We start from the raw sequence: 24921 nt of genomic DNA on the forward strand, positions 1-24921 counted from the left end.
GCAGGCTTTCTAACCGATTCGCTGGGGCTTCGCCTACAGCGTCGAAAGGCGCGCAATGGATAATCCGGCGTTTCATGTGAAACGCCGGAAGCGTTGTCTTTGGATTAGTGGGCTTCGACCACCGGGCCGGAGCCGCCGTTCTTGCGGTCGCGCATGAAGCGGTCGAACTCTTCCTGGTCCTTGGCGCGGCGAAGCTCGCGCACATAGGTGTCGAACTCTTCGCGCATCGCGTCGAGCTTGCGGCGTTCCTCGTCGAGGCGGGCAAGCTCGGCTTCACGCCAGTCGTCGAAGGCGACGTTGCCGGTGCGATGCGTCCAGTTGGAACGGCGTCCATTGCGCTTGAATGCAGAGCACATGCCATCCACCGTGTCGTTGGCGTCTTTCTTGAAAGTCTTCAGCTTTTCGCCGAACAGGATGTAGGCGAGCATGGCCAGACCCAGTGGCCAGAAGACCACGAAGCCGAGCACCATCAGGGCGATGGTCGCGGGCGTCCAATCCGGACGGATCATTGCAGATTGGTTCATCTTCAGGATTCCTCGCAATCATCCGGGCCACCCATGCGGCCCGATGAAAACGATGTGGGAAGGCGCCCTTGGCTGTGCAAGACGCCCTCCCCCGGATTCGAACAAACCCTTGACTCTACGCGGTCAAAACGGCCCCGATCGCGAGGTTAGGCCAACTTGCCGCCCTTGATGAGCTGCTTCACCGGCTTCACGTGCCGCGAGTGCTCGCGGTGGAAAGCGACGATGCGCGGCGCGATTTCGCGGCGGAAGCGCGATCCGTTGAAGACGCCGTAGTGGCCGACATCCGGCTGCATGTAGTGCATGCGCATGTGATCAGGGATGTTGGTGCAGATCGTCTGCGCCGCCTTCGTCTGGCCAACGCCGGAAATGTCGTCGTTCTCGCCTTCGACGGTCAGCAGCGCGACCTTCTTGATCGCCGTCGTATCGACGCGCTTGCCGCGATGCATCATCTCGCCCTTCGGCAGCGCGTGCTGCATGAAGACCACCTGCACGGTCTGCAGGTAGAATTCGGCCGTCAGGTCCATGACGGCCAGATACTCGTCATAGAAGTCCCGGTGCTTCTCGGCGGCGTCACCATCGTTCTTCACCAGATGCGCGAAGAACTCTTTGTGGGCGATCAGGTGCCGGTCGAGGTTCATCGACATGAAGCCAGAGAGCTGCAGGAAGCCCGGATAGACCATGCGCATGAAGCCCGGCTGCGGCCACGGCACCGGCATGATGACGTTGTCGCGGAACCATTCGATCGGCCGCTGTTCGGCAAGCTGATTGACGCCCGTCGGATTGATGCGGGTGTCGATCGGTCCGCCCATCAGCGTCATCGTCGCCGGCGACAGCGGATCGTCCGCCGCTTCCATCAGGGCGACGGCGGCGAGCACAGGCACTGCCGGCTGACAGACGCCGATCACATGGGTGTTCGGGCCCAGGAAGTGCAGCATCTGGATGACGTAGTCGATGTAATCGTCGAGATCGAAAGTGCCTTCGCTGAGCGGCACCATGCGGGCGTCGATCCAGTCCGTGATGTAGATGTCGGAATGCGGCAGCAGGGCTTCCACGGTGCCGCGCAGCAGCGTCGCGTAGTGGCCGGACATCGGCGCCACGACCAGAACCTTCGGATCGGCGGCACGCCCCTTGGGCAAGGCGCGCTCGAAATGGATGAGGTTGCAGAAGGGTGAGCGCCAGACGATGCGCTCGTAGACGGAGACGGACATGCCGTCGACCTCTGTCGCGGGAAGTCCGAACTCCGGTTTGCCATAGCGGCGGGTGGAGCGCTCGAACACTTCGAGCCCGGCGGCAGCGGCACGGCCGAAATAGGTGTGCGAGATGGGGTTCATCGGATTGCTGAAGGCAAGCCGCATGGCATCGGCGGCCGTACGCCACGGCGCCATCATTGCATGGTTCAATTCATAGAGCTGGTAGAACATGGGAAGCGTACCCCTTGGTTCAATCGACGACAACGCCGCTCCCGGTCGGACGCAAGCTTGCGATTGTTTGTCTTGGTGTCCGCAATCTCTGCCAGACTACCACTTTTCTTGTGCAGTGCAACAAATATACCCGTCTCGCCTCGATACAAGGCCTCAGGCCAGAATGAATCTGGATTCCTGACGATTTGCAAACGAGCTTGTCCGAAACTGGCGGTTTTCCGCAATTTTCGTGCGTTGAGAACCGATGCCGGGCATTTTCAGGGAAAAAATGGCGACTCCGAAGAGCGAATGTCCGGTGCGGCCTCTGCGGCGATGCAGCAAAGCCGCCATCGCTCATGCTGCTGCCACCTTGACGATTGCCTTGACCAGACCCGACTTTTCTTCCGCCCATCGCGGCAGATCGGCAACCGCGCCCTCCAGCGTCGTGCGGTGGGTGATCAACGCCTCGACCGGCACGAGGCCGGAAGCAATCGATGCAACGACGTGATCAAAGTCCTGGCGGGTCGCATTGCGGCTGCCGACCAAGGTCATCTCCCGCTTGTGAAACTCCGGATCGGAGAAGCATATCTCGTCCTTGACGACGCTGACAAAGACCAGCGTGCCGCCATGGGCGACATAGGCGAAGGCGGCCTGCATCGAGCCACTATACCCGGTGGCATCGAAGACCACGTCGAACCCATCCCCTCCCGTCGCTTCGGCTATGCGTGACCCCATATGGGTTCCCGCGACGATGCCATTGGCAAAGCCGAGCTTCTCGGCAGCAAAATCCAGCCGTTCGTCGCTGGTATCGACGAGCGTCACCTGATGGCCGGCAATGCGCGAGAAGATCGCGGTGCCGAGGCCAATCGGCCCTGCGCCGATGACCAGCGCCCGTGAACCCGCATCCGTGGATGCTCGGCGCACCGCATGGGCACCGATTGCCAGGAATTCGACCGTTGCCGCAGCTTCGGCAGACAGACCGTGCGCCGGATAAAGATTACCCTCGGGCACGATGATCTCTTCGCAGAAGGCGCCATCCGTATGCACGCCGAGAACCTTGATGGCGGTGCAGCAGTTCGGCTTGCCCTTGCGACAGGCAACGCAGTTGCCGCAGGAGAGATAGGGGTTGACCACCACAAGCGTACCGGGCGCGACCTCAGTGCCGCGGCCACCGGAAATGACCGTTGCCGAGATCTCGTGACCCATGACCCTCGGGTATTCGAGGAACGGATGTTTGCCGGCGAAGATATGGTAGTCGGTACCGCAGATGCCGACATGGCTGACGGATAGACGCACCCAACCGTCAGGCACGTCTTCAGCCGGTGGACGGTCGACGACCTCCAGGCGGCCGGGTTCGAGGCAGAGCACGGCTTTCATGGCAGTTCCCGCGGAATGTTCGGTGGCAGCGCCTAGCGGGCGCTGCGGCGCCGGAGTTGGTCGAAATAGACGATGACGATGATCAGCGCGCCGGTGATGATGCGCTGCCAGAACGAGTTGACGTTGAGAAGATTGGCACCGTTGTTGATCGTCGCAAGGATGAAAGCGCCGAGCAGCGGCCCATGGACCGAGCCGACGGCCCCGAACAGACTGGTGCCGCCGATGACCGACGAGGCGATCGCCTGCAGTTCCCATCCCTCGGCTTGCGTCGCGTTACCGATGCCGATGCGCGAGGCGAGCAGCAGGCCGACGAAGGCGGCGCAGGTCGATGACAGGATATAGGCGAGATAGATGGTGCGGTGCACGTTGACGCCGGAGAGGCGCGCCGCCTCGTTGTTGGAGCCGACCGCGAAGAGATAACGGCCGAAGCGGCTCAAGTGCAGGAAGACATAGGCCGGGATCGCCACCACGATCACCATCCAGAACAGGCTCGGCACACCGAGGAAATCCGCGCGAGAGAAGTTGGTGAAGGCTTCATTGGTGATCGAGATCGTCGAACCGTTGGTGATCAGCAGGCCGATCCCGCGCAGCGATGTCAGGGTCGCAAGCGTGATGATGAAGGGCGGCAGACCCATGCGCACGATGCCGAAGGCATGGAAGGCGCCGATCAGCACCCCGAAGGCGAGCGTGAGGATGATGGCGGCCCAGAGCGGCATGCCAGCCGCAAGCAGCCAGGCGACGATGACGCTGGTGAAGCCGACCACCGCCCCCACCGAAAGATCGATGCCGGCGGTGATGATGACGAAGGTTTGGCCGACCGCGAGGATGGCCGTCATCGCCCCCTGGCGCAACAGGTTGCTGATGTTGTTTGGCGTCCAAAAACTGTTGGTGGCGAGGCCCAGCAGCAGCCAGAGGAACAGAAGCAGCCCCAGGAGGGTGAGGCCGAACAGAATGCTCACGCCCTTGCGTGGCGCCGCGCTGGCGCCGCTTTCCACCGTTTCCGCACTCATCGTCTTCCTCCCTGCGTCTCTCAGATTTCTTTTTATGTGTTCAAACACCGATCGCCTGCGTCAGCACTTCCTCGTGGCTCGCGGCGCGATAGTCGTGGCTAGCAACCAGCCGCCCGCGCCGGAACACGTGCAACTTGTCCGCAAGCTCGTAGACTTCAGGCAGATAGGATGAGATCAGGATGATGCCTGCCCCGTTCTCCAGAAGCCGCGCGAACAGGCGGTAGATCTCGGCCTTGGTGCCCACATCGACGCCGACGGTCGGCTCGTCGAAGATGAAGAGCTTGGCGCCATGGCTCAGCCACTTGCCGATAACGATCTTCTGCTGGTTGCCGCCGGACATGGCCGACGCCAGGACTCGTCGCGACGGCGTCTTGATCTTCAGGTCGCGGATCTGCCGGTCGGCATTCTCCCGCTCCTGCTGGCCGTTGATCGTCAGGCCACGCGTCAGCCGGTTGAACACCGGAAGATTGATGTTGAGGCCGATCGGCAGATTGAGGCACAGGCCCTGATCGCGGCGGCTTTCCGGCGCGAGCGCGATGCCGAGATTCATGGCGACACGCTCGCTGGCGATCTCGACCTTGCGCCCCTTCCAATAGACCTCGCCGGCGCTTGGACGATGCCGACCATAGAGGCCGAGCGCAAACTCGCTGCGCCCCGCTCCGATCAGCCCATAAAGGCCGACGATCTCGCCGGCGCGAACGGTCAGCGATACATCCTGAAAACCGGGGCCACTCAAGTTCCGCGTTTCGACGATGACCTCGCCGGGCGGAAAATGCTCCTTGTGATAGATCTGCTCTATGGTGCGGTTGATCATCAACGCGATCAGCTCCGCCTCGTTCGTCTCGCCAATCTTGCGGGTGCCGACATGGGTGCCGTCGCGCAGCACCGAGACGCGGTCGGCAATCTCGAAGACCTCCTCCATTCGGTGGCTGATATAGACGATGGTCACGCCTTCGGCCTGAAGCCTCTGGATCAGCCGGAAGAGCTGCGCCGATTCCTGTCGGGTGAGATAGGCGGTCGGCTCATCGAAGATCAGGAACTGCGTGCCACGCATGGCGGCGCGCGCCGTGGCGACGAGCTGCTGCTGGCCAATGGTGAGACTGCCGAGCACCGCGCCGGCCGGCAGATTGAAGCCGAGATCGTCGAGCACGCGCTGTGCCGCATCGGTCATGGCGCGCTTGCGCATCAGGCCGTTGCGATTGATCTCGTCGCCGAGGAACATGTTGGCCGCCACGGTCAGGTGGGCGCAGAGCACGACCTCCTGGTGCACGGCGTTGATGCCGCGTTCGATCGCCTCCTGTGGCGTGCCGAGCTGGACGGGTTTGCCGCACCAGACGATTTCGCCTGACGTGCGCTTGATGACGCCGGTCAAGAGTTTGATCAGCGTCGACTTGCCGGCACCGTTTTCGCCGACGATCGCGTGAATTTCACCGGAAAGAAAGGTCAGCGACGCCGGCTTCAAGGCCTCCACGGCGCCGTATTTCTTCTGCAGGGCGCGCAGCTCCAGGATCGGCTCGCCTTTCGGAACCGGGTGGCGCGTCGCCACATGCAGCCCTTCGGTCCTGACGTCGCGTGCCTCTTGCAACTCGGTCATCTGCGCATTCCTCCCATGACAGCGATCGGCTGCGGCCGGTCCTCGCTCCGGCCGCAAGCGCGGTGCGGCAGGCCGGAGGCCCGCCGCGCCATCGTCACTTGATCTTCGGGTTCAAGAGAGCGTCGATCTTCGGGTCCGCCATGTTGGCCTTGGTCACCAGGTTGGCACCGGTATCGACATTCGCCTCGACCTTCTCCTTCTTGGAGACGGCGAGCGCCGTCTTTATGCCATCATAGCCCATGCGATAGGGATCCTGAACGACGAGGCCGGCAAGAACGCCTTCCTTGAGGAAGCCGACGGTCTTGTCGTCGCTGTCGAAGCCGATCACCTTGATCTTGTCACCGAGCTTGTTTTCGGCGATCGCCTGGCCGACACCCTGCGCCATGATCAGGTTGGAAGCGAAGACGCCAACCAGATTGGGGTTGGCGGTGATCAGGTCGGTCATCATGTTGAGGCCGGTGGTCGCCTGACCGTCGGCGTATTTATCAGCAACGACCTTGAAGCCCGGATACTTGGTCTTGACCTGATCGAGGAAACCTTCGCGGCGCTGGTCGAGCGAACCGACGCCCGGAAGGTTGGTGATGATGGCAATTTCGCCCTCTTCCTTACCGGTCATTTCTTTCACAGCTGCGGCGAGCCCGTCGGCAGCGATGCGCCCGCCCTGGACGTTGTCGGTCGTCAGAAACGACGAGAATGCCTTCGAGTCTGCGGCGGAATCGATGCCGATGATCGGTACCGCCTTGGCCGCCTCATCGATCGGCTTGCCAAGCGCCTTGAACTCCGTCGGCGAAATGACGACAGCAGCCGGAGCGCCAGCCACCGCATTCTCAAGAATGCTGATCTGGCCGTTGATGTCGGACTCGGCCTGAGCGCCCAGTTCCGGCACGTTGACACCCAGGTCCTTGCCTGCAGCGCGCGCGCCCGCCAGCACGATCTGCCAGTAGAAGGACGTGGTGTCCTTGACGATGATCGGGATCGTCACGTCCTGCGCGAAGGATGCCACCGGCGTCATGCCGGCGATCATCGCAGCGCTCGCCAAAGCGGTGAAGGCACGACGGGTAAGGCTGCTTTTTAGAATGCTCATCCCAGGTTTCTCCTCTCAGTGCACCGTGTTCCACTTCTTGGAGATCGATCGCAGGTGCTAGCTATCGACCTTTTATCGATAAAAAACATATTGGAATGCTAATACGACAATTCCGGCTTGGCAAGCTGCCGGAACAGCATTTCAGATCGAAACGCGGCTCCCGCCCGCTATACGCGAACCGCCTCGTCGCCGAGCTCCGGCGCGACCAGCGTGAACGGTTCGAAAGCCGCGAAATCGGCCGCTGAAAACCGGTGTTCGGTGAGCGCCATGTTGCGCCTCAGACTCTCCGGCTTGGCGGTGCCGAGCAGCACGGAGGCGACCATGGGATGGCTCAGCGGAAACTGCATGGCTGGCGCGGCAAGCGGCACGTTCATGCCGCGCGCAACCGCCTCCATGGCAGCGACCTTTTGCCGGATATCTTCCGTTGCCGGCATGTAATCGAAATGCGCACCCTCGACCGGACCCGTTGCCAGGATTCCCGAGTTGAAGACCCCGCCGACGACAAGCGAGGTCTGCTTTTTTTCACAGAGCGGCAGCAGTTCGGCGACGGCCGAGCGATCGAGCAACGTGTAACGGCCGGCCAGCAGGATGCAGTCGATATCGGCCCACCGCATGACCTCCAGACAGACCGGCACTTCGTTGACGCCAAGACCATAGGCGGCGATCGCTCCTGAGGATTTCAGCTCCTCCAACGCCTTCAGGCCACCCTCCAGCAACTGCCTGATATAGACGGCATTGCGGGCGGCACCGTGGGTGTAGCCGCCGATGTCGTGGACATAGAGGATGTCGATGCGGCCGAGTCCGAGCCGGGCGTAGCTGAACTCGACGGAGCGCATGATGCCGTCATAGCTGTAGTCGTATCTGACATCGAAATTGAGCGGCTTCACATAGGAATAGTCTGGCACCTTGTCTTCCGGCACCGGATGGAGGAGCCGGCCGACCTTGGTGGAGAGCACGAATTCGTCGCGCGGCTTGTCGCGCAGGAAGTCGCCGACGCGGCGCTCGGCAAGCCCGAGGCCGTAATAGGGTGCCACATCGAAATAGCGCATACCCGACTGCCAGGCCGCGTTCAGTGTCGCGATGGCCGCGTCACGGGTGCACTCCCGGTAGAGCCCGCCGAGGCCGGCGGCACCGAAGCTAAATTCGGTCACCGCTAGTCCGGTTCGACCGATCCGTCTCGTCTGCATTCCCTGTTCTCCTCCTCCAAGGATGCCAGTCGTCACATGTCTAGAGCGTCGCCCCCAGATGCCAGGGCACGAACTCGTTGTCGCCGTAGCCGAAAAGCTCGCTCTTGGTCTTGCGGCCAGAGGCGGTCTCGACGATCAGGTCGAAGATCTCCCGGCCAAGCCCGGCAATGCTCGCCTCCCCCGAAGCGACCACCCCGCAATCGAAGTCCATGTCCTCTTCCATCGCCCGAAACAGCGCCGTGTTGCTGGTAAGCTTGATCGACGGCGCCGGCCTACATCCGAAACAGCTGCCGCGGCCGGTGGTAAAGGCAATGACGTTGGCACCGCCGGCAACCTGGCCGGTGGCAGATACCGGATCGTAGCCGGGCGTATCCATGAAGACGAGCCCGTGCTCGGTGACCCGTTCGGCATACCGATAGACTGCGTTCAGCGGCGACCGGCCACCCTTGGCGACAGCACCGAGTGATTTTTCAAGAATGGTGGTTAGTCCACCGCGTTTGTTGCCCGGCGAAGGATTGTTGTCGAGCGATGCGCCATGCATCGCCACATAGTTCTCCCACCAGGCAATCAGGCCGTCGAGTTTCACCGCTACGGCCTCATTCACCGCCCGGCTGCGTAGCAGGTGCTCGGCACCATAGATCTCAGAGGTCTCCGAGAGGATCGCCGTGCCGCCGGCTGCAGCAAGGATATCGACGGCGGCGCCAAGCGCCGGATTGGCGGTGATGCCCGAAAGCCCGTCCGACCCGCCACATTGCAAGCCGACGATGATCTCGCTGACCGGAATGGCAATACGGCGCTCTTTTCCGATTTCGGCTGCGATTTCTTCGAGAATGCCGAGTGCCTTTTCCACGGAGCGGCGCGAGCCGCCGGCTTCCTGAATGTTGAAATGACGTTTCTCCGCGCCAGCGCCGCTCTGGCCATAGAGCGTCAATTGATTGACCTCGCAGCCGAGGCCCACCATCAGCACGCCGCCGAAATTGGCATGGCGGGCGTAACCGGCAAGCGTGCGGTGCAGATTGGCCATTCCGTCGCCGGTCGACGACATGCCGCAGCCCTGATCGTGCACGATCGGCACGAAGCCGTCGATGCCTTCGTATTTCGGCAGGATGCGGCGGTTCGCCTCCTCGGCAATGGCACGGCAGACCGTGGTGGAACAGTTAACGCTGGCGACGACACCGATATAGTTTCGCGTCGCAGCCCGGCCATCTGCGCGGCGATAGCCCTTGAAGGTGCGTGCCTTGTCGGCATCGCTTGCCGCCTCCGGCGTCCCTTGTGGACCGATCGCCAGACGATCCCGGTCGAAGGCAAGATTGTGGGAATGCACATGGTCGCCCGGCGCGATGTCGGCGGTCGCCCGTCCGATCGCCTGGGCGTATTTGACGACCGGTTCGCCGGCGCGAATGGGACGGATCGCAATCTTGTGGCCGGCATCGACCTTTACTGCGGCGCGAGCGCCGTTCGGCAAGGCATCACCAGCGGCAATCGCCAATGTCGCCACGACGACGTTGTCCTCCGGTGCGAGCAGGATGGTGGACGGCGCAGACACCGATTTCTCCATGATTGTTATCGTCTGTTCTGTCTTTTATCTACAATAGACAGATCGTCGTCAATGGGTATTATAGCGAAAACATCGGCGACGACGCCGTGCCAACGACCGGACCGGGTGAATGGGAGGAACAGATGTTGACGACAGACGGAGACAAAACCGGATCGCCGCGATAGAGGAGCGTCCCTGACAAGCGCAGACAATTTCGAACCGGCCGGATCTTGCCATGGCAAAACAGAACACCGTCTTCAAGGATGCCTATAACCGCTGCCTGAAGCTTCTGGCGGAAACATCCTCGCTGCCCTCCGAGCCGGAACTTGGGCAGGTGCTCGGCGTCAGCCGGACGACGGTGCGCGCGATCCTCAGCCGCTTCGAGGAGGCGCAGCTCATCGCCTGGGACAAGCGCAAGAAGAACGTGCTGCGGCAGCCCCGCCCCGACGACTACTTCCCAACGGAAGAGACCGATTCGCTCGCCGAAATCATCGAGCGCAGTTTCATGCGCCGGATTCTCGCCGGCGGCGCCGAGCCCGGCATGCAGATCAACGAGCTTGAACTGGCGCGCGAGATCGGCACCGGAACGACCAGTGTGCGCGAGTTCCTGATCCGCTTCAGCCGCTTCGGCCTGATCGAAAAACGGCCAAACAGCCACTGGATCCTGAAAGGCTTCACGCGTGAATTCGCGCTGGAGCTGACGGAAGTGCGCGAGATGTTCGAGCTGCGCTCGGCCGCACGTTTCGTCTCGCTTGCGGATGATCACCCGGCCTGGGAGGAGCTCAGGGAAATCGAGACCCTGCACCGGGAAATGCTTGCCGATATCGACAACCGCTACCGGGAGTTTTCCGAGTTAGACGAGCAGTTCCACCTGCTAGTGCACAAGGCATCCAGCAACCGCTTCATCGTCGATTTCTACGATATCATCGCGATCGTCTTCCACTATCACTACCAGTGGAACAAGACGAATGCCCGCCAGCGCAACGCCCGCGCGCTTGAAGAACACCTCGCCTATATCGAAGCGTTGCGCTCGCATGATCCCGCAAAGGCCGAACAGGCCTGCCGGCGGCATCTCCAGTCCGCGCGCGAAACTCTCCTTCAATCCATTCCATAGCCAGCTACCGGAGCCACAGATGCCGACGCCGATCGTGCAATTCGGAACCAGCCGCTTTCTTCAAGCGCATGCCGATCTCTTCGTCAGCGACGCGCTGAAGGCGGGAAAGGCACCAGGCCCGATCACGATCGTGCAGACAACCGGATCCAGCGAGCGTTCCGGACGTCTTGCGGCGCTCGCGCGCCCCGAAGGCTTTCCCGTCATCATCCGCGGCATCCAAGACGGGGAGCGGATCGACGCGACGCAGCGGGTGACGAGCGTGACGCGGGCGCTTTCAACCGCTGAAAACTGGAGCGAGGTCCGGGAGATTGTTGCCCAGGAAGCGGAAATCCTGATCTCCAATACCGGCGATACGGGTTACCGGATCACCGACGACGACCTGGTCACGGACATTCCCCGTTCCTTTCCCGGCAAGCTGCTCCTGCTCCTGAAGGCCCGCTTTGAAGCGGGTGGGCGCGCCCTGACGATCCTTCCTTGCGAGCTCGTGTCACGCAACGGCGATGTGCTGAAGGCGCTGATGCTGGGGCTCGCGGCGGAGCGGGCCAAAGACACCGCTTTCACGAACTGGCTGAACACAGGTGTCGTCTGGGCAAACACATTGGTCGACCGCATCGTCTCCGAGCCTCTGGAGCCCGCCGGTGCGATTGCCGAACCCTATGCGCTCTGGGCGATCGAAAACCAGCCCGGCTTGCACCTTCCGTGCATTCATCCGTCCGTGAAGCTCGTTGATGACCTGACGCCTTACGAGAAGCTGAAGCTTCACATCCTCAATCTCGGCCACACCGTGCTGGCCGATCTCTGGCTGAGGGAGGGCCGTAACCCGCATGAGACCGTCCGGGAGACGCTCGCCGACGCCCGCGTAGCAGCATATCTCGACCGCATCTATCGATCCGAAGTCATTCCCGCTTTCGCCGCGAAGGACCTGCAAAGCGAAGCGACGGACTATGTCGCCGCGACGCTGGAGCGCTTCAGAAACCCGTTCCTCAATCATCGCCTAAGCGATATCGCCAACCATCACCGCGAAAAGATCGCGCGCCGGATCGGCGACCTCCGGCTCTGGAGCCCGGGCGTAGCAATGCCCGGGCTCACGGCAATCTCGGATCAGTAGCCGGATTCCTGCTTCTTTGGTGCCACCGCCACCTCGCCGAGAAACTCCTGGCGCAGCGCCGTCGTCGCGCGCACGAGCGACGTGACATCCGTGCCGATCGCCATGAAATCGGCGCCCATCTCGCGGTAGTCGCGCGCCTGATCGAGATCGAGCGTCATGATGCCCCTCGCCTTGCCGGCCTTCTTGATACGCTCGAACGCGTCGGCGATTGCCGCGCGCACCTCCGGATGGCCCGGCTTGCCGAGATAACCCATGTCGGCCGCCAGGTCGGAAGGGCCGATGAAGAGGCCGTCAACGCAATCAAGCGCGGCAATCTCATCGATCGCAGCAAGACCCGCGCGGCTCTCGATCTGCAGGATCAGGCAGATTTCATCACCGGCGGTCTGGAGATAGTCGCCGATGCGGCCGAATTGCGAGGCCCGACCGAGGGCGGCGCCGACGCCGCGAACGCCATGCGGCGGATAACGGGTGGCGCGCACCAGCTGCTGTGCCTGCGCCAGGCTCTCGACCATCGGGATCAGCAGGGTCTGCACACCGGTGTCGAGAATCTGCTTGATCAGCACCGTGTCGCCGACCGGCAGGCGAACCATCGGGTGGCTCGCCGATGCCGAGACCGCGCGAAACTGCGCCGACAGCAAGGGAATGTCATTCGGCGCATGCTCGCCGTCGATCAGCAGCCAGTCATAGCCGCTGCCGGAAACCACTTCCGCCGCGTATGGGCTGGCGAGCGCCACCCACAGCCCGAGCTGGAAGCGGTTTTCGCGCAGAGCCGCTTTAAAGGGGTTCTTCGGTGCCGGCATGCTGACTCTCCTTAAACTTAGCGTGGGATCGAGCTTCGCCCCTCATCCGCCTGCCGGCACCTTCGTCCTGGAAAAAGGAGGACGGACGATGCCGCACCGACTCAAGTCCCCTCGCCCCGCTTGCGGGGAGAGGCTAGGGTGAGGGGCAATCTCACGCCATCGATGGATTCGACTGCGAAGACTAACGCCTTGCTGGCAAAAGAAAACCGGCCAAAACGTTGGCCGGTTTGTTGCAAGTCGGATTTTCGCCTGTTTCAGGCCACGCCGCCGAGGCAGACGTATTTGATCTCGGTGAACTCTTCGATGCCGTAGCGCGAGCCCTCGCGGCCGAGACCGGAGAGTTTCACGCCCCCGAACGGCGCTTCCGCTGTCGAGATCAGGCCGGTGTTGACGCCGACCATGCCGTATTCCAGCGCTTCGGCCACCCGGAAAACCCGCGCCAGGTCCTTGGCATAGAAGTAGGAGGCAAGGCCGAACTCAGTGTCGTTTGCCTGTTCGACCACATCCGCCTCATCGGCGAAGCGGAAGAGCGGCGCCACCGGGCCAAAGGTCTCTTCGCGCGCCACCGCCATCGCCTGGGTGACATCGGCCAGAACCGTCGCCTCATAGAAGGTGCCGCCGAGCGTGTGACGCTTACCGCCCTGGATCACGCGCGCGCCCTTGGAGGTGGCGTCGGCAATATGCTCCTCGACCTTCTCCAGCGCCGCCTTGTCGATCAGCGGCCCGAGGATCACGCCCTCGTCGAGGCCGTTGCCGATCTTCAGCTTGGCGACCGCCTTGGCGAGCTTGTCGGAAAAGGCGTCGTAGACCTTGTCCTGCACATAGATGCGGTTAGCACAGACGCAGGTCTGGCCGTTGTTGCGGAACTTGGCGATCAGCGCGCCCTCAACCGCCGCATCGAGATCGGCATCGTCGAAGACGATGAAGGGAGCATTGCCGCCAAGCTCGAGGCCGAGCTTTTTGATGGTGGAGGCGCTCTGGCGATAGAGCTCGGCACCGACTTCGGTCGAGCCGGTGAAGGTCAGCTTGCGCACGACGGGGTTGGAGGTCATCTCGGCACCGATCTCGCGGGCCGAGCCGGTGATGACGCTGAACAGGCCCTTCGGCAAGCCGGCGCGTTCGGCGAGAATGGCGATCGCGATTGCCGAGAACGGCGTCTGTGCCGCCGGCTTCAACACCATCGCGCAACCTGCAGCGAAAGCCGGGCCGGCCTTGCGGGTGATCATCGCATTGGGGAAGTTCCAGGGCGTGATTGCCGCGACGACGCCGATCGGCTGCTTCATCACCAGGATGCGCTTGTCGGGCTGATGACCGGGGATCAGGTCGCCATAGAGGCGGCGCGCCTCTTCGGCGAACCACTCGACGAAACTTGCGCCATAGACGATTTCGCCCGTTGCTTCGGCAAGCGGCTTGCCCTGCTCCAGCGTCAGGATGCGGCCGAGATCTTCCTTATTCTCGATCATCAGCTCGAACCACTTGCGCAAAACGCCGGCGCGGTCCTTGGCCGTGCGCGCCGCCCAGCCCTTCTGGGCCACGCGCGCCGCCTCGATCGCCGCCCTGGTTTCCTTGGCGCCGAGCTTCGGCACCCGGCCGATGATCTCACCGGTCGCCGGGTTGTTCACCTCGATCGCGTTCGCCGCGTCCGCCTCGATCCACTCGCCGCCGACGAGCGCTGCCTGGCGAAACAATGATGGGTCTTTAAACGACATGATCCGTCCTCTCTCAAAGTCTACAGAACTTATACAACTTTTTTCTTGGAAACGGCAATGACCCACGCGACCGTTTCTGCACTTTCCTGGCGCGCCTCGCGTACCGACCGCGCTCGCGTTCCCGTGCGTCCAACCCGGTTTCATCCACACCCGTCCTCATGTAGCGTCCGAAACGAATCGAGCCATAGGCGCAGGTGACAGATCAGGCACCGAAGATCGGCCGAGGATATAGAGAACACATAGAAGAGGCATGTCCATGACGGCGACCAACAACAGAAAAGCCGATTATCCCATCGATGCCATGTTCCTGGAGCGCTGGTCGCCCCGCGCCTTCACCAACGAGGAGATCGAGGAACGCGAACTGCTTTCCTTCTTCGAAGCGGCCCGATGGGCGCCGTCTGCGAGCAACCGACAGCCCTGGCGCTTCGTCTATGCCCGTCGCGGAACGGAGCACTTTCCGGTGCTGCTCGACACGCTCGATGAAGGCAACCAGCGCTGGGCGAAGAACGCTGCCGCGCTTCTGATCGTTATTTCAAGAACCCACAACCAGGCACAGAACGGCGAGATGCGGCCGGCCTATACCCACGCCTTCGACACGGGCTCGGCCTGGTACAGCCTCGCTCTGCAGGCTTCCCTTGGCGGCTGGCATACCCATGGCATGGCCGGCATCGACCGCGACAAGGCGATGCGCGTTCTGAACGTTCCCGAGCATCACCGGGTCGAGGCCGCCGTGGCGATCGGACGGCTGGCTGACCCCTCGACGCTACCGGACGACCTGCGCGCACGCGAAATCCCGAGCCAGCGCAAGCCGGTCAGCGAGTTCGCCTTCGAAGGCCAGTTCAAGGGCGAATAACGAAAAATCCCGGCGCCGCAAGGCACCGGGATTCCAAGTGGTCACGATATCCGAGAAGATCAGATGTCGAGGTTGGCGACGCTCAGTGCGTTTTCCTGGATGAAGTCGCGGCGCGGCTCGACCTCGTCGCCCATCAGGCGCGAAAACAGGCCGTCGGCATCGGTGGCGTCGGTGACGCGGACCTGCAGCAGCGAGCGGACGTTCGGATCGAGCGTCGTTTCCCAGAGCTGCTCGGCATTCATTTCACCGAGGCCCTTGTAGCGCTGCATCGAGAGACCCTTGCGACCGGCCGCGAAGATCGCATCGAGAAGCGCACGCGGTCCGCTGATCTCCAGGGTACCGTCGCGACGCCGCAGAACCGGCGGGGCAGCATAGACTTCCTTGAGCTTCGCGGTGAGCTGGTCGATGTAGCGGGCATCGGACGAGCCGATCAGCGCCATATCGAGCACCGCGACTTCCTTGACGCCGCGGACCATGCGCTCGAGGCGAAGACCGCCTTCTGCCGTGACCGCACCGCTCCAGCCGCGTTCGGTTTCCTCGGCGATGACGTCGAGGCGACGGGCAACCTCCGCAGCGACCGCTTCATAGGCGTCGCGCTGGCCGTTGAGCTCAACGTTCAGGGCGCCGGCGATCGCCGCCTGCTCGACGATCGAGCGGTTGTAGCGCGAGTGCAGCCCGTTCATCAGATTGCGCAGGCGGAGTGCATCATTGATGACTTCGCGCAGATCCTGGCCGGCGCGCACTTCGCCTGATTCCAGCTCCAGCGTGGCTTCTTCCAGACCCATCGTGATCAGGTAGTCTTCCAGTGCCTGCTCGTTCTTGAGGTATTGAGCCGACTTGCCGCGCGTGACCTTGTAGAGCGGCGGCTGGGCGATATAGAGATGGCCGCGCTCGATCAATTCCGGCATCTGGCGGAAGAAGAAGGTGAGCAGCAGGGTGCGGATATGGGCGCCGTCGACGTCGGCGTCCGTCATGATGATGATCTTGTGATAGCGCAGCTTGTCGGCGTTGAACTCGTCCTTGCCGATCGAGGTGCCGAGTGCGGTGATCAGCGTACCGATTTCCTGGCTCGACAGCATCTTGTCGAAGCGCGCACGCTCGACATTGAGGATCTTGCCGCGCAGCGGCAGGATCGCCTGGTTTTCGCGCGAGCGGCCCTGCTTGGCGGAGCCACCTGCCGAGTCACCCTCCACCAGGAAGACTTCGGACTTGGCCGGGTCACGCTCGGAGCAATCGGCAAGCTTTCCGGGCAGCGACGAGATATCGAGCGCACCCTTGCGGCGCGTCAGTTCGCGGGCCTTGCGGGCGGCTTCGCGGGCAGCAGCCGCTTCGACCACCTTGCCGACGAGGATCTTGGCTTCGCTCGGATGTTCTTCGAACCAGGTGCTGAGCGCTTCGTTGACGAGGCTTTCGACAACCGGGCGCACTTCCGAAGACACCAGCTTGTCCTTCGTCTGCGATGAGAACTTCGGATCTGGAACCTTGACCGAAAGAACAGCCGTCAGGCCTTCGCGGCAGTCCTCGCCCTGGAGCGTGACCTTTTCCCTCTTGGTGATGCCCGAGGAATCCGCGTAGGAGGTGACCTGGCGCGTCAGCGCGCCGCGGAAGCCCGCCATATGGGTGCCGCCGTCGCGCTGCGGGATGTTGTTGGTAAAGCAGAGCACGTTTTCGTGGTAGCTGTCGTTCCACCACATCGCCACTTCGACGGTGATGCCGTCCTTTTCGCCGCGGATCGATACGGGCTTGTGCACCAGCGGCTTCTTCGCCCGGTCGAGATAGGCGACATAGGCCTCGAGACCGCCCTCATACATCATCTCGTCCTGGCGAATGTCCGAATGGCGCTTGTCGGTCAGAATGATATGAACGCCTGAATTGAGGAAGGCGAGTTCGCGAAGGCGGTGTTCCAGCGTGTTGTAATCGAACTCGGTCTTGGTGAAGGTTTTGCTGCTCGGCAGGAACGTCACCTCGGTTCCGGTCGCGTCGCCTGCGTCGCCGGTAACGGCCAGAGAGCCATCGGCGACGCCGTGCGTGAAGCTCATCTCGTGAATTTTGCCTGCGCGGCGAATCTTCAGCTTCAGGGAAACGGAAAGCGCGTTGACCACGGACACGCCGACGCCGTGCAGACCGCCCGAAACCTTGTAGGAGTTCTGGTCGAATTTTCCGCCGGCGTGCAACTGGGTCATGATGACCTCGGCCGCCGACACGCCTTCTTCCTTGTGGATGTCGGTCGGGATGCCGCGACCGTTATCCGTGACCGTTACCGATCCATCAGAATTAAGCGTCACCGTTACGATATCCGCATGACCGGCAAGCGCTTCGTCGATCGCGTTGTCGACGACCTCATACACCATGTGGTGCAGACCGGAGCCGTCATCCGTGTCGCCGATATACATGCCCGGCCGCTTGCGCACGGCATCCAGGCCCTTCAGCACCTTGATGGAATCGGCACCATATTCGGCGCTGGCGCCGGTTTCGGTCTCAGGATTGTCGGTCATTCAGCTACGGGTCTTTCCAGGTTGTTCGGACAGGGTGATTCGTTGCGAATCACGTCTCGGACGCCTCGTGGACTATAGAAAATTTGTCCACGGTTCCAAATCCCGGACCGCCGGGCAGCGGCCGGAAACAGGCATTCATCCCCTGTCATTATCAGGAAATGTGGCTTTTTCCAAAACATCTTCCAGGGCGCGGATCGTCTCAGGCGACAAAGCGCGGATTTGTTCGCTGAGGCGGTTGGCAAATGCCGTGTGCTCCGGCGTCAGGCCCGACGTGTCCAGCACGACTTTCGGTGCGGAGACGTTGGCGATACGGAACAACTCCTCCGCCTCATCCCAGATCACATTGAAATAGCCGGCCACCCGCTGGAGAAAATCGAAGCTCGGCGCGCCGCGCTTTCCGTGTTCGAGGGCTGAGAGATAGGCGGCCGAAACGTTGATCGCCGCTGCCATCTGTTTCTGCGACACGCCCTTCCTGCGCCTGAGTTCGCGCAGCGCCTCGCCGAAGGGTGTCATATCGCGCTTCCCCTCACACGCGCCAGGCGGACATATAGAGCACCCTCGCCGCCATGGTTGCGGGCGGCCTGCTCGTAGGATGAGATCAGCGGCCGGAACTCGGGCAAGGAGAACCAGAGCGGTACCGCCCGCTTCAAAGCACCGTCGCTGCCGAACGAGGTGCCCTTGCCGGTTATGACGAGCACATGGCGCAGCCCGCGCTCATGCGCCCTTAAGAGAAACTGCAACAGCAAACCATGCGCTTCGCTCTGGATCATGCCATGCAGGTCGATCCGGGCTTCGAGTGTCAGGCGCCCCTTGGCGAGCTTGCGCTTGACCGGCTTCTCAAGCGGATGATGCAGTTTCTCGCCCGTCTTTTTCGTCAGCGCGATACCCGGCTGTTCGACGGCGCCGGTCGATTTCTGCTGCTGCTTGGCTTTCGGTTCTTCCTGCGCCTTCGGCTCTTCGTCTACGGCCAACATGTCCATCAGGTCGTCGAGCCGACCCGGCATCGGTCTCGTCGAGCGGGCAACCTTGCCCCAGAGAATGCGATCTTCGGACGAAAGCTCTTTTTTCTTAGGCATGGCCGTATCGTGCCGCGGCCGCCTTGGGAACGAAAACATAGAAGTCGGCCTGATTACGAACTGCCCCGGCCCGTTCGCCCGCCTCGAAGCCGGAACCGGTGAAGATGTCACCGCGCGCTGGACCGACGATTGCCGACCCCGTGTCGAGCGCCAGCATCAGGCGCTGGAAGGGCTTTCCGTCATCGAGGCGTGTCAGGCTCTCGCTCGCGATATAGAAGGGTACGCCGAAGGTATGGATCAGCCGGTCCACCGCCAAGGAACGTCCCGGCTCGAGCGAGACCTTGGCAGCGGCGATCGGACCCAGGTGCTCGTCCTCGACAGCGGCCTCGCGGAAGAAGATAAACGACCGGTTGTGCCAGAGGACCTCATCGACGTCGTCCGGATGCGCCTCCAGCCAGTCGCGAATGCTCATCATCGAGACGGTCGCGGCATCGATCTTGCCGCGTTCGATCAGCAGTTTGCCGACGGCTGAGAAATAGTGGCCGGTCTTGGCGGCATAGGTGACGCGGCGACGCGAACCATTCGGGAATAGGAGCCGCGCCGCACCCTGGACATGAACGAAGAAAACTTCGACCTTGGACTTCGCATAGGCGATCTCCAGGCCGCGGCCGGCAAGGTAGCCCTGCTCGATTGCCCGCCTGTCCGGATACTCGCTGATCCGGCCATCCTCGGAAAGACCAAAGGCGAAATAGGGATCCATCCCATCGGGCCGGTTGGTGTCGTCGATATCGACCAGATCCGCAGGGCGTCGGTAGAGCGGATAGCGATAGGTCTCGTCCGCTTCGGCGCGAACCTCGATTTCCGGTTCGTAGAAGGCGGTGACAAAGCCGGAACCCGCTTCCGGTTTGATCCGGAACGGTGCGAAGTGCTTCTCGAAGAAGGCCCGTGCGCCGTCAGCTGTGTCGACGTCGGCTGACGAAGCCGAGAAGGCCGGCATAAGATCATCGGCCGAGATCCCCATCGATCCGGTGCGATAGGGCTTGGTCGAGACGTGCTTCTGACAGCGGCGCATCGCCTCTATCACCTTGGTCGGGTCGTCGTCCCGCCAGCCCGGAAGATCGTCGAAACTGACGGGTTCAAGTCGAAAGGACATCGTCGCCACGGCCGCTCAATTTTCGGATTCGGTGGCGATCAGCTTCCAGTTCGGATCCCGCGAACGGATGTCGCGCGCAAAGGTCCAGAGATCATTGACCTCGGCAACCGATTCGGCATCGCCGTCGATCAGGCCACCCTGTTTGTCATAAGTCGCCGAAATCAGCTGGCTGACGATACGGACCGTGATGTTCTCTTCGCTGTCCTTCACTTCGGCGTGAATGATGTCGGCCTTGTCGATGCCGACGAAGGTGGACTTGACGACTTCGCCCTTGCGCTCCCGGTCGGTGATCGCCGCGTCGAAGCCTTCATAGACCTCGCGGGACAACAGGTTCTTCAGCGTCTTGCGGTCACCGTCAGCAAAGGCCATGACGATCATCTCGTAGGCCATCTTGGCGCCGTTGACGAATTCCTTGGGATCGAAGCTCGGATCAGCGTCGCTCAGCGCTCGAAGCTGGGTGTTCAGTGTTGTGCCAGCCTTGGCGAAGGCATCGATCGATTCGTAACGACCCGCTTCTTCTTCCGCGCTCTCGCGTCGCGGCAATTGCACGACCTTGCCCTTGTCGCCGTTTTCCGGCCCCTGGCTCATGTCTCGCGGCGAATAGGGATCGAATGGCGGCCGTTCGCTTCCTGTCCGGCGGCCCAAAACGCTGCGCAGTTGCAGGAAAATGACCACCGCGGCGATCAGGAAAAAAAACGTGATGAAGTCAAAAGAGCCCATTTCCACCCGGAACCGCTGTTAGAATTTCTCGTGGCTATTCCATATAGTCCGCAAGAATAGATCATTCAAATGGCGATGTCGCACCCTTACAGCACCGAACGTCTTTTAAGACGCACAAAGGTCGCTGTGGCGCTTTAGAGTTGCTGCATGTTTTTGCTCTTAAGTCGGAGACGATTTAAGGGAACACCAGGTTTCATTTTCGGGCAGATTGATGCGCTCATTTCTTATTCCCCTTGTCATCTTCGGGCTCCCGCTCGCCGAGATCGCCGGTTTCGTCGTCGTCGGCCGAGAGATCGGACTTTTGATGACGCTGCTTCTGGTGCTTGCAAGCGCATTTGTGGGTGTGATCCTGCTCCGAGTCCAGGGATTTACCGTCATCCGCAGGATGCAGGATGCCACCCGCACAGGCAGTGACCCGGGCCGGGAGGTGATCGGCGGCGCCTTGCTGTTCGTCGCGGCGATCCTGCTCGTCGTACCGGGCTTCGTCAGCGACGTGATCGGTCTCCTCCTGTTTCTGCCCTTTGTCCGCGACGTCGTGGCCGCCTATCTGCGCAAGAGGATGACGATCGTGACGGCGGCATCCGGGACGAACTGGTACCCACAAGACGACCCGCGGCAGCCACGACCCTCGACGCGCGTCATCGACCTCGACGAAGGCGAATTTTCGCGGAAGGACGACGAGGATCCGCCGCAAGGTGGGGACCGCGATCGCCCCTAGACGAGGAGCGTTTGGCGGAATGCGCATCCGGCACTCTGTCGCCCACATTCCGGAGCATAATCCTGGCTTGGCGGTTTGGAGCAAAGGTACGCGCATCCGCCTGAAAGCGCCGGGTCCGCAGGGTTGTAAGCCCTAGGCCGAAATGCTAGATGGCCTCACCGAATTGATGTCGAGGAACCCTTATGACGACTGATACCGCATCCAACGGCAACGGCAGCGCGCAGCAGAGCCCGTCGCTGAATATCCTCGCCCAGTATATCAAGGACCTTTCCTTCGAAAACCCGGGCGCTCCGCGTTCGCTGCAGGCTCGTGACAAGGCGCCGTCGATCAACATCAACGTCAATGTCAACGCCAATCCGCTCGCAGAGAACGATTTCGACGTCGTTCTGTCACTGAACGCCGAAGCTAAGGACGGCGACCGTGTTCTCTTCAATGTCGAGCTCGCCTATGGCGGCGTCTTCCGCGTTGCAGGCTTCCCGCAGGAGCACATGCTGCCGCTGCTCTTCATCGAGTGCCCGCGCCTGCTGTTCCCGTTCGCGCGCCAGATCGTTGCCGACGCGACCCGCAATGGTGGCTTCCCGCCGCTGATGATCGACCCGATCGACTTCGCGCAGATGTTCGCGCAGCGCATGGCAGAAGAAAAGGTCCGTGCTCAGGTTTCGAACTCGAACGAAACCGCGAACTGATCGAAAATCAGAACGCTGAAACAATGAAGCCCGGCTCGCGCCGGGCTTTTTTGATGCCTGGTTATTCCTGGGGATCGTATTTTGCCCAGATCGCCTTGGCGCCGATCTTGGCAATCAGCGCAGCGTGAGCCGCAAGATCGTCCTCCGACAGCCGGCTCGGCAGCGGACGCGGACGCTGGCCGATGACGATCGGCACATCATCGAGCTCGATCGACTGCCCCGCCGATTTCGTCGAGACAAGGCCGAGCGCTGCCTGACGACCACCGATCATCTCAATATAGACTTCGGCGAGCAGTTCGGAGTCGAGAAGAGCGCCGTGTTTCGCGCGGTGCGAATTGTCGATGCCGTAACGACGGCAAAGCGCATCGAGCGAGTTCGGCCCCATCGGATGCTTGCGGCGAGCAAGCGCCAATGTGTCCGTCACCCGATCGATGGCGATCGGCGGCAGTCCCAGACGCGCGAACTCGGCGTTGACGAAGCCCATGTCGAAGGTGGCGTTGTGGGCGACCCAACGCGCATCACCGAAGAAATCTAGGATCTCATCGACGACATCGGCGAAGGGCGGCTTGTCCTTCAGGAAGTCGTCGGTGATCCCGTGGATGGCGAGCGCATCCGGATGAACCTTGCGGCTGCCGGGATTGATGAAGATGTGGAGCGTGCGGCCGGTCGGAAACTGGTTTTCGAGTTCGACACCGCCGATTTCGATCACCCGGTCCTCGCGATTGTCGAGCCCCGTCGTTTCCGTATCGAAGATGATCTCACGCATCCGCGTCTCCGTTTCTGGCTGCGAGTTCGTCGACGACCGCCTTCACCTGGCCGCGGGTGACGTCGAAACTGTCGCTGGTATCGATGATGTAGTCGGCGCGTTTACGCTTTTCGCTGTCCGGCACCTGCCGCGCAAGGATCATCGCGAGTTTTCCCTCTGTCATTCCCGGTCGCTTCAACGCCCTATCGCGCTGGAGCTCGGCCGAGCAGGTCACCACGATGACGCGGTCGACCCTTTTTTCCGCTCCTGTTTCAAACAACAGCGGGATGTCCAGGACGACAAAGGGCGCAGCTGTAGCCGCGTACTTTGCAAGGAACTCCTGTTCCTTCTTGCGCACGAGCGGATGTACGATCGCCTCGAGTTCGGACAGCCGTCCCGGCGCCTCCATGAGCTGGCGCGACAGTTCGGACCGGTCAACCTCGCCGTCTTTCGTCGTTCCGGGAAAAGCCGCCTCGACCGGCGCAACTGCCTCGCCGCGATAAAGTTGGTGCACCACCTCATCGGCATCGTTCACCGGAACGCCGAAGTCACGGAACATCTGGGCCGTCGTCGACTTGCCCATGGCGATCGATCCTGTGAGCCCAAGGATCATCATCAGCGCCGGTCCATGTCATCGATGATGCGTTGTCGAAGCGTGGCATCGACCGTCGGCCGACAGCCGAACCAGAGCTCGAAGCCGGGGACGGCCTGGTGCAGGAGCATGCCCAAACCGTCGACAATCGCAAAACCTTGCGCCTCTGCCTGCGCGAGGATCGGCGTCTTCAGGGGAACATAGACGATGTCCGTGACGACGGCGCTGGAAGCCATGACGCCGAAATCGAGCACGAGCGCTTCGCTGCCATCCATGCCTAGTGACGTGGTGTTGATGAACAGACCGGCACCCGCCATCACCTCTTTGAGCGCGCCCATCGGATGCGCTTCGACCGCCGGGCCGAAACGATCGGCGAGTTCCTTCGCCCGGTCGACCGTCCGATTGACGACATGGATCGTCTTGATGCCGCGATCACGGACGGCCTGAATGATCGCACGGCTGGCGCCGCCTGCGCCGAGAATGACTGCGGTTGACGTCTTGTCCCAGCCAGCCGCCCGCTCATCGAGATTGGCAACGAAGCCGCGGCCATCAGTGTTGGTGGCGTGCACCGCTCCATCTCTGAGCCATAACGTATTGGCCGCGCCGAGTTCCTGGCTCAGCTCATCCGGCCGATCCGCCAGACGACAGGTGAGCTCCTTGTGCGGGATGGTGACATTGCCGCCGCAGAAACCGGACGTTCCGTCCTTGAGGCTTTCGATGAAGGCGGCAAAATCTTCCGGCCTGACCTCATGCGCGCGATAGCTGCCGCGCAGACCGAGCTCATTCAGCCAATAACCATGGATCAGAGGCGACCGGGAGTGCTTGATCGGATAGCCGGTGACGAAGGCGTGGTTAACAAATGTTTCACGTGAATCACGCATCGATCGTTCCCAGTTCACGAAGTTTGGCGAGCAGCGGCAGCATCGGAAGACCGAGGATGGTGAAGTAGTCGCCTTCGATCTTTTCGAAGAGCTGGATCCCCTCGCCCTCCAGCTGATAGGCGCCGACGCTCGAAAGCGCCTTTTCGCCAACACGCTGCAAGTGGCGATCGACGAAACCTGCCGTCAGCGGCCGCACCGTCATGTGGGCGGAAGAAACGTGCCGCCAGACAACCTCTTCACCGCGCAAAAGCACGATGGCGCTGTTCAGGCGATGGGTCTTTCCGGACAGAGACAGCAAATGCTGAGCCGCTTCCGCCATGTCCTTCGGCTTATGATAGACCCGTGCTTCCAGAGACATGGTCTGGTCGGAGCCGATCACCAACGCGTCGCCGAAATGGCCGGCGACGTCGCGCGCCTTTGCCTCCGCCAGCGCGAGCGCTACAGTTTCGGGTGCCACACCGGCTTCTTCGAGTGGCTTTTCCAGCGCACGTTCATCGATCTTGGCTGCCTTCGCCTCGAAAACGAGGCCGGCATTTTCCAGGAGCGCACGTCGAAACGGGCTTGCCGAGGCCAGGACGAGCGAAAGATTCATCATGCAGGTTCCCGTATTGTTCGATT

The 24921-nt window shown here is 61.9% G+C and carries 24 protein-coding genes; 5 read left to right on the top strand and 19 right to left on the bottom strand.

From position 1 onward, the window contains the following. Positions 1-104 precede the first annotated feature (104 nt). The 8 genes from AC070A_RS14735 to AC070A_RS14770 form a co-directional block, all read right to left on the bottom strand. Positions 105-524, bottom strand: a complete 420-nt coding sequence (locus AC070A_RS14735; protein ID WP_057252042.1) for a DUF2852 domain-containing protein — start codon at positions 522-524, stop codon at positions 105-107. A 146-nt stretch (positions 525-670) separates the two neighbouring features. Continuing rightward, positions 671-1945 (bottom strand): polyhydroxyalkanoate depolymerase, encoded by a 1275-nt coding sequence (phaZ, locus tag AC070A_RS14740; protein WP_057252041.1) that lies wholly within the window; start codon positions 1943-1945, stop codon positions 671-673. A gap of 333 nt (positions 1946-2278) precedes the next feature. Next, the gene (locus AC070A_RS14745) at positions 2279-3301 is read right to left on the bottom strand and encodes a zinc-binding alcohol dehydrogenase family protein (protein ID WP_112995077.1); all 1023 of its coding nucleotides are present in this window, start codon (positions 3299-3301) and stop codon (positions 2279-2281) included. 32 nt (positions 3302-3333) lie between these two features. Further along, on the bottom strand, positions 3334-4311 hold the full coding sequence (locus AC070A_RS14750) for an ABC transporter permease (RefSeq protein WP_058321607.1): 978 nt from the start codon (positions 4309-4311) through the stop codon (positions 3334-3336). A 40-nt stretch (positions 4312-4351) separates the two neighbouring features. Continuing rightward, a complete protein-coding gene (locus tag AC070A_RS14755; protein ID WP_058327479.1) occupies positions 4352-5905 on the bottom strand; it encodes a sugar ABC transporter ATP-binding protein in 1554 nt (517 codons plus the stop codon). Positions 5906-5999: 94 nt separating this feature from the next. Next, the gene (locus AC070A_RS14760) at positions 6000-6989 is read right to left on the bottom strand and encodes an ABC transporter substrate-binding protein (protein ID WP_058327480.1); all 990 of its coding nucleotides are present in this window, start codon (positions 6987-6989) and stop codon (positions 6000-6002) included. Between the two features lie 167 nt (positions 6990-7156). Continuing rightward, positions 7157-8176 (bottom strand): aldo/keto reductase, encoded by a 1020-nt coding sequence (locus tag AC070A_RS14765; RefSeq protein ID WP_112995078.1) that lies wholly within the window; start codon positions 8174-8176, stop codon positions 7157-7159. Between the two features lie 40 nt (positions 8177-8216). After that, positions 8217-9734 carry a UxaA family hydrolase gene (locus tag AC070A_RS14770; RefSeq protein WP_255571511.1) on the bottom strand — a complete coding sequence of 506 codons (1518 nt, stop codon included), beginning with the start codon at positions 9732-9734 and terminating at the stop codon, positions 8217-8219. Positions 9735-9948: 214 nt separating this feature from the next. Between AC070A_RS14770 and AC070A_RS14775 the strand changes: the two genes are divergently transcribed. Further along, positions 9949-10827, top strand: a complete 879-nt coding sequence (locus AC070A_RS14775; protein ID WP_112995079.1) for a GntR family transcriptional regulator — start codon at positions 9949-9951, stop codon at positions 10825-10827. A 19-nt stretch (positions 10828-10846) separates the two neighbouring features. Then, positions 10847-11935, top strand: coding sequence for a mannitol dehydrogenase family protein (locus AC070A_RS14780; protein WP_112995080.1), 1089 nt, complete (start codon positions 10847-10849; stop codon positions 11933-11935). Here AC070A_RS14780 and AC070A_RS14785 read toward each other — a convergent pair. Continuing rightward, positions 11929-12735: an aldolase/citrate lyase family protein gene (locus AC070A_RS14785; RefSeq protein WP_112995081.1), complete on the bottom strand. Its 807-nt coding sequence runs from the start codon at positions 12733-12735 to the stop codon at positions 11929-11931. The genes AC070A_RS14780 and AC070A_RS14785 overlap by 7 nt on opposite strands. A 254-nt stretch (positions 12736-12989) precedes the next feature. After that, entirely contained in the window at positions 12990-14444 is a 1455-nt protein-coding gene (gabD, locus tag AC070A_RS14790; RefSeq protein WP_112995082.1) for an NADP-dependent succinate-semialdehyde dehydrogenase, read from the bottom strand. Positions 14445-14700: 256 nt separating this feature from the next. Here gabD and AC070A_RS14795 point away from each other — a divergent pair, with 256 nt between their 5' ends. Next, positions 14701-15297: a nitroreductase family protein gene (locus AC070A_RS14795; RefSeq protein ID WP_112995104.1), complete on the top strand. Its 597-nt coding sequence runs from the start codon at positions 14701-14703 to the stop codon at positions 15295-15297. Between the two features lie 59 nt (positions 15298-15356). Here AC070A_RS14795 and gyrB read toward each other — a convergent pair whose 3' ends face one another. The 5 genes from gyrB to AC070A_RS14820 form a co-directional block, all read right to left on the bottom strand. Next, positions 15357-17792, bottom strand: coding sequence for a DNA topoisomerase (ATP-hydrolyzing) subunit B (gene gyrB, locus AC070A_RS14800; RefSeq protein WP_112995083.1), 2436 nt, complete (start codon positions 17790-17792; stop codon positions 15357-15359). A 135-nt stretch (positions 17793-17927) separates the two neighbouring features. Continuing rightward, the gene (locus AC070A_RS14805) at positions 17928-18305 is read right to left on the bottom strand and encodes a helix-turn-helix domain-containing protein (protein ID WP_058321614.1); all 378 of its coding nucleotides are present in this window, start codon (positions 18303-18305) and stop codon (positions 17928-17930) included. After that, positions 18302-18868 (bottom strand): Smr/MutS family protein, encoded by a 567-nt coding sequence (locus AC070A_RS14810; RefSeq protein ID WP_112995084.1) that lies wholly within the window; start codon positions 18866-18868, stop codon positions 18302-18304. Before AC070A_RS14810 ends, AC070A_RS14805 begins: the two co-directional genes overlap by 4 nt. Beyond that, positions 18861-19961 (bottom strand): murein transglycosylase A, encoded by a 1101-nt coding sequence (gene mltA, locus AC070A_RS14815; RefSeq protein WP_112995085.1) that lies wholly within the window; start codon positions 19959-19961, stop codon positions 18861-18863. Before mltA ends, AC070A_RS14810 begins: the two co-directional genes overlap by 8 nt. Positions 19962-19976: 15 nt before the next feature. Beyond that, a complete protein-coding gene (locus tag AC070A_RS14820; RefSeq protein ID WP_057252027.1) occupies positions 19977-20681 on the bottom strand; it encodes a Tim44/TimA family putative adaptor protein in 705 nt (234 codons plus the stop codon). 211 nt (positions 20682-20892) lie between these two features. On the opposite strand from AC070A_RS14820, the gene AC070A_RS14825 reads away from it, so the two are divergent. Together AC070A_RS14825 and secB are read left to right on the top strand one after the other, a co-directional pair. Next, positions 20893-21399, top strand: a complete 507-nt coding sequence (locus AC070A_RS14825; RefSeq protein ID WP_112995086.1) for an FxsA family protein — start codon at positions 20893-20895, stop codon at positions 21397-21399. Positions 21400-21581: 182 nt separating this feature from the next. Further along, positions 21582-22085 carry a protein-export chaperone SecB gene (secB, locus tag AC070A_RS14830; protein WP_057252025.1) on the top strand — a complete coding sequence of 168 codons (504 nt, stop codon included), beginning with the start codon at positions 21582-21584 and terminating at the stop codon, positions 22083-22085. A 61-nt stretch (positions 22086-22146) separates the two neighbouring features. Here secB and dnaQ read toward each other — a convergent pair whose 3' ends face one another. The 4 genes from dnaQ to AC070A_RS14850 are packed head-to-tail and all read right to left on the bottom strand — an operon-like array spanning position 22147 to position 24895. Further along, complete coding sequence (gene dnaQ / locus AC070A_RS14835) at positions 22147-22851, bottom strand: DNA polymerase III subunit epsilon (protein WP_112995087.1); 705 nt, start codon at positions 22849-22851, stop codon at positions 22147-22149. Beyond that, complete coding sequence (gene coaE, locus AC070A_RS14840) at positions 22844-23446, bottom strand: dephospho-CoA kinase (protein WP_112995088.1); 603 nt, start codon at positions 23444-23446, stop codon at positions 22844-22846. The genes dnaQ and coaE overlap by 8 nt, the downstream gene beginning before the upstream one ends. Then, positions 23446-24303: a shikimate dehydrogenase gene (locus AC070A_RS14845; RefSeq protein WP_112995089.1), complete on the bottom strand. Its 858-nt coding sequence runs from the start codon at positions 24301-24303 to the stop codon at positions 23446-23448. Before AC070A_RS14845 ends, coaE begins: the two co-directional genes overlap by 1 nt. Next, positions 24296-24895 (bottom strand): Maf-like protein, encoded by a 600-nt coding sequence (locus AC070A_RS14850; protein ID WP_057252123.1) that lies wholly within the window; start codon positions 24893-24895, stop codon positions 24296-24298. Before AC070A_RS14850 ends, AC070A_RS14845 begins: the two co-directional genes overlap by 8 nt. Positions 24896-24921: the final 26 nt, after the last annotated feature.

The sequence above is a fragment of the Ensifer sp. GW101-20A05 genome, assembly GCF_059424735.1.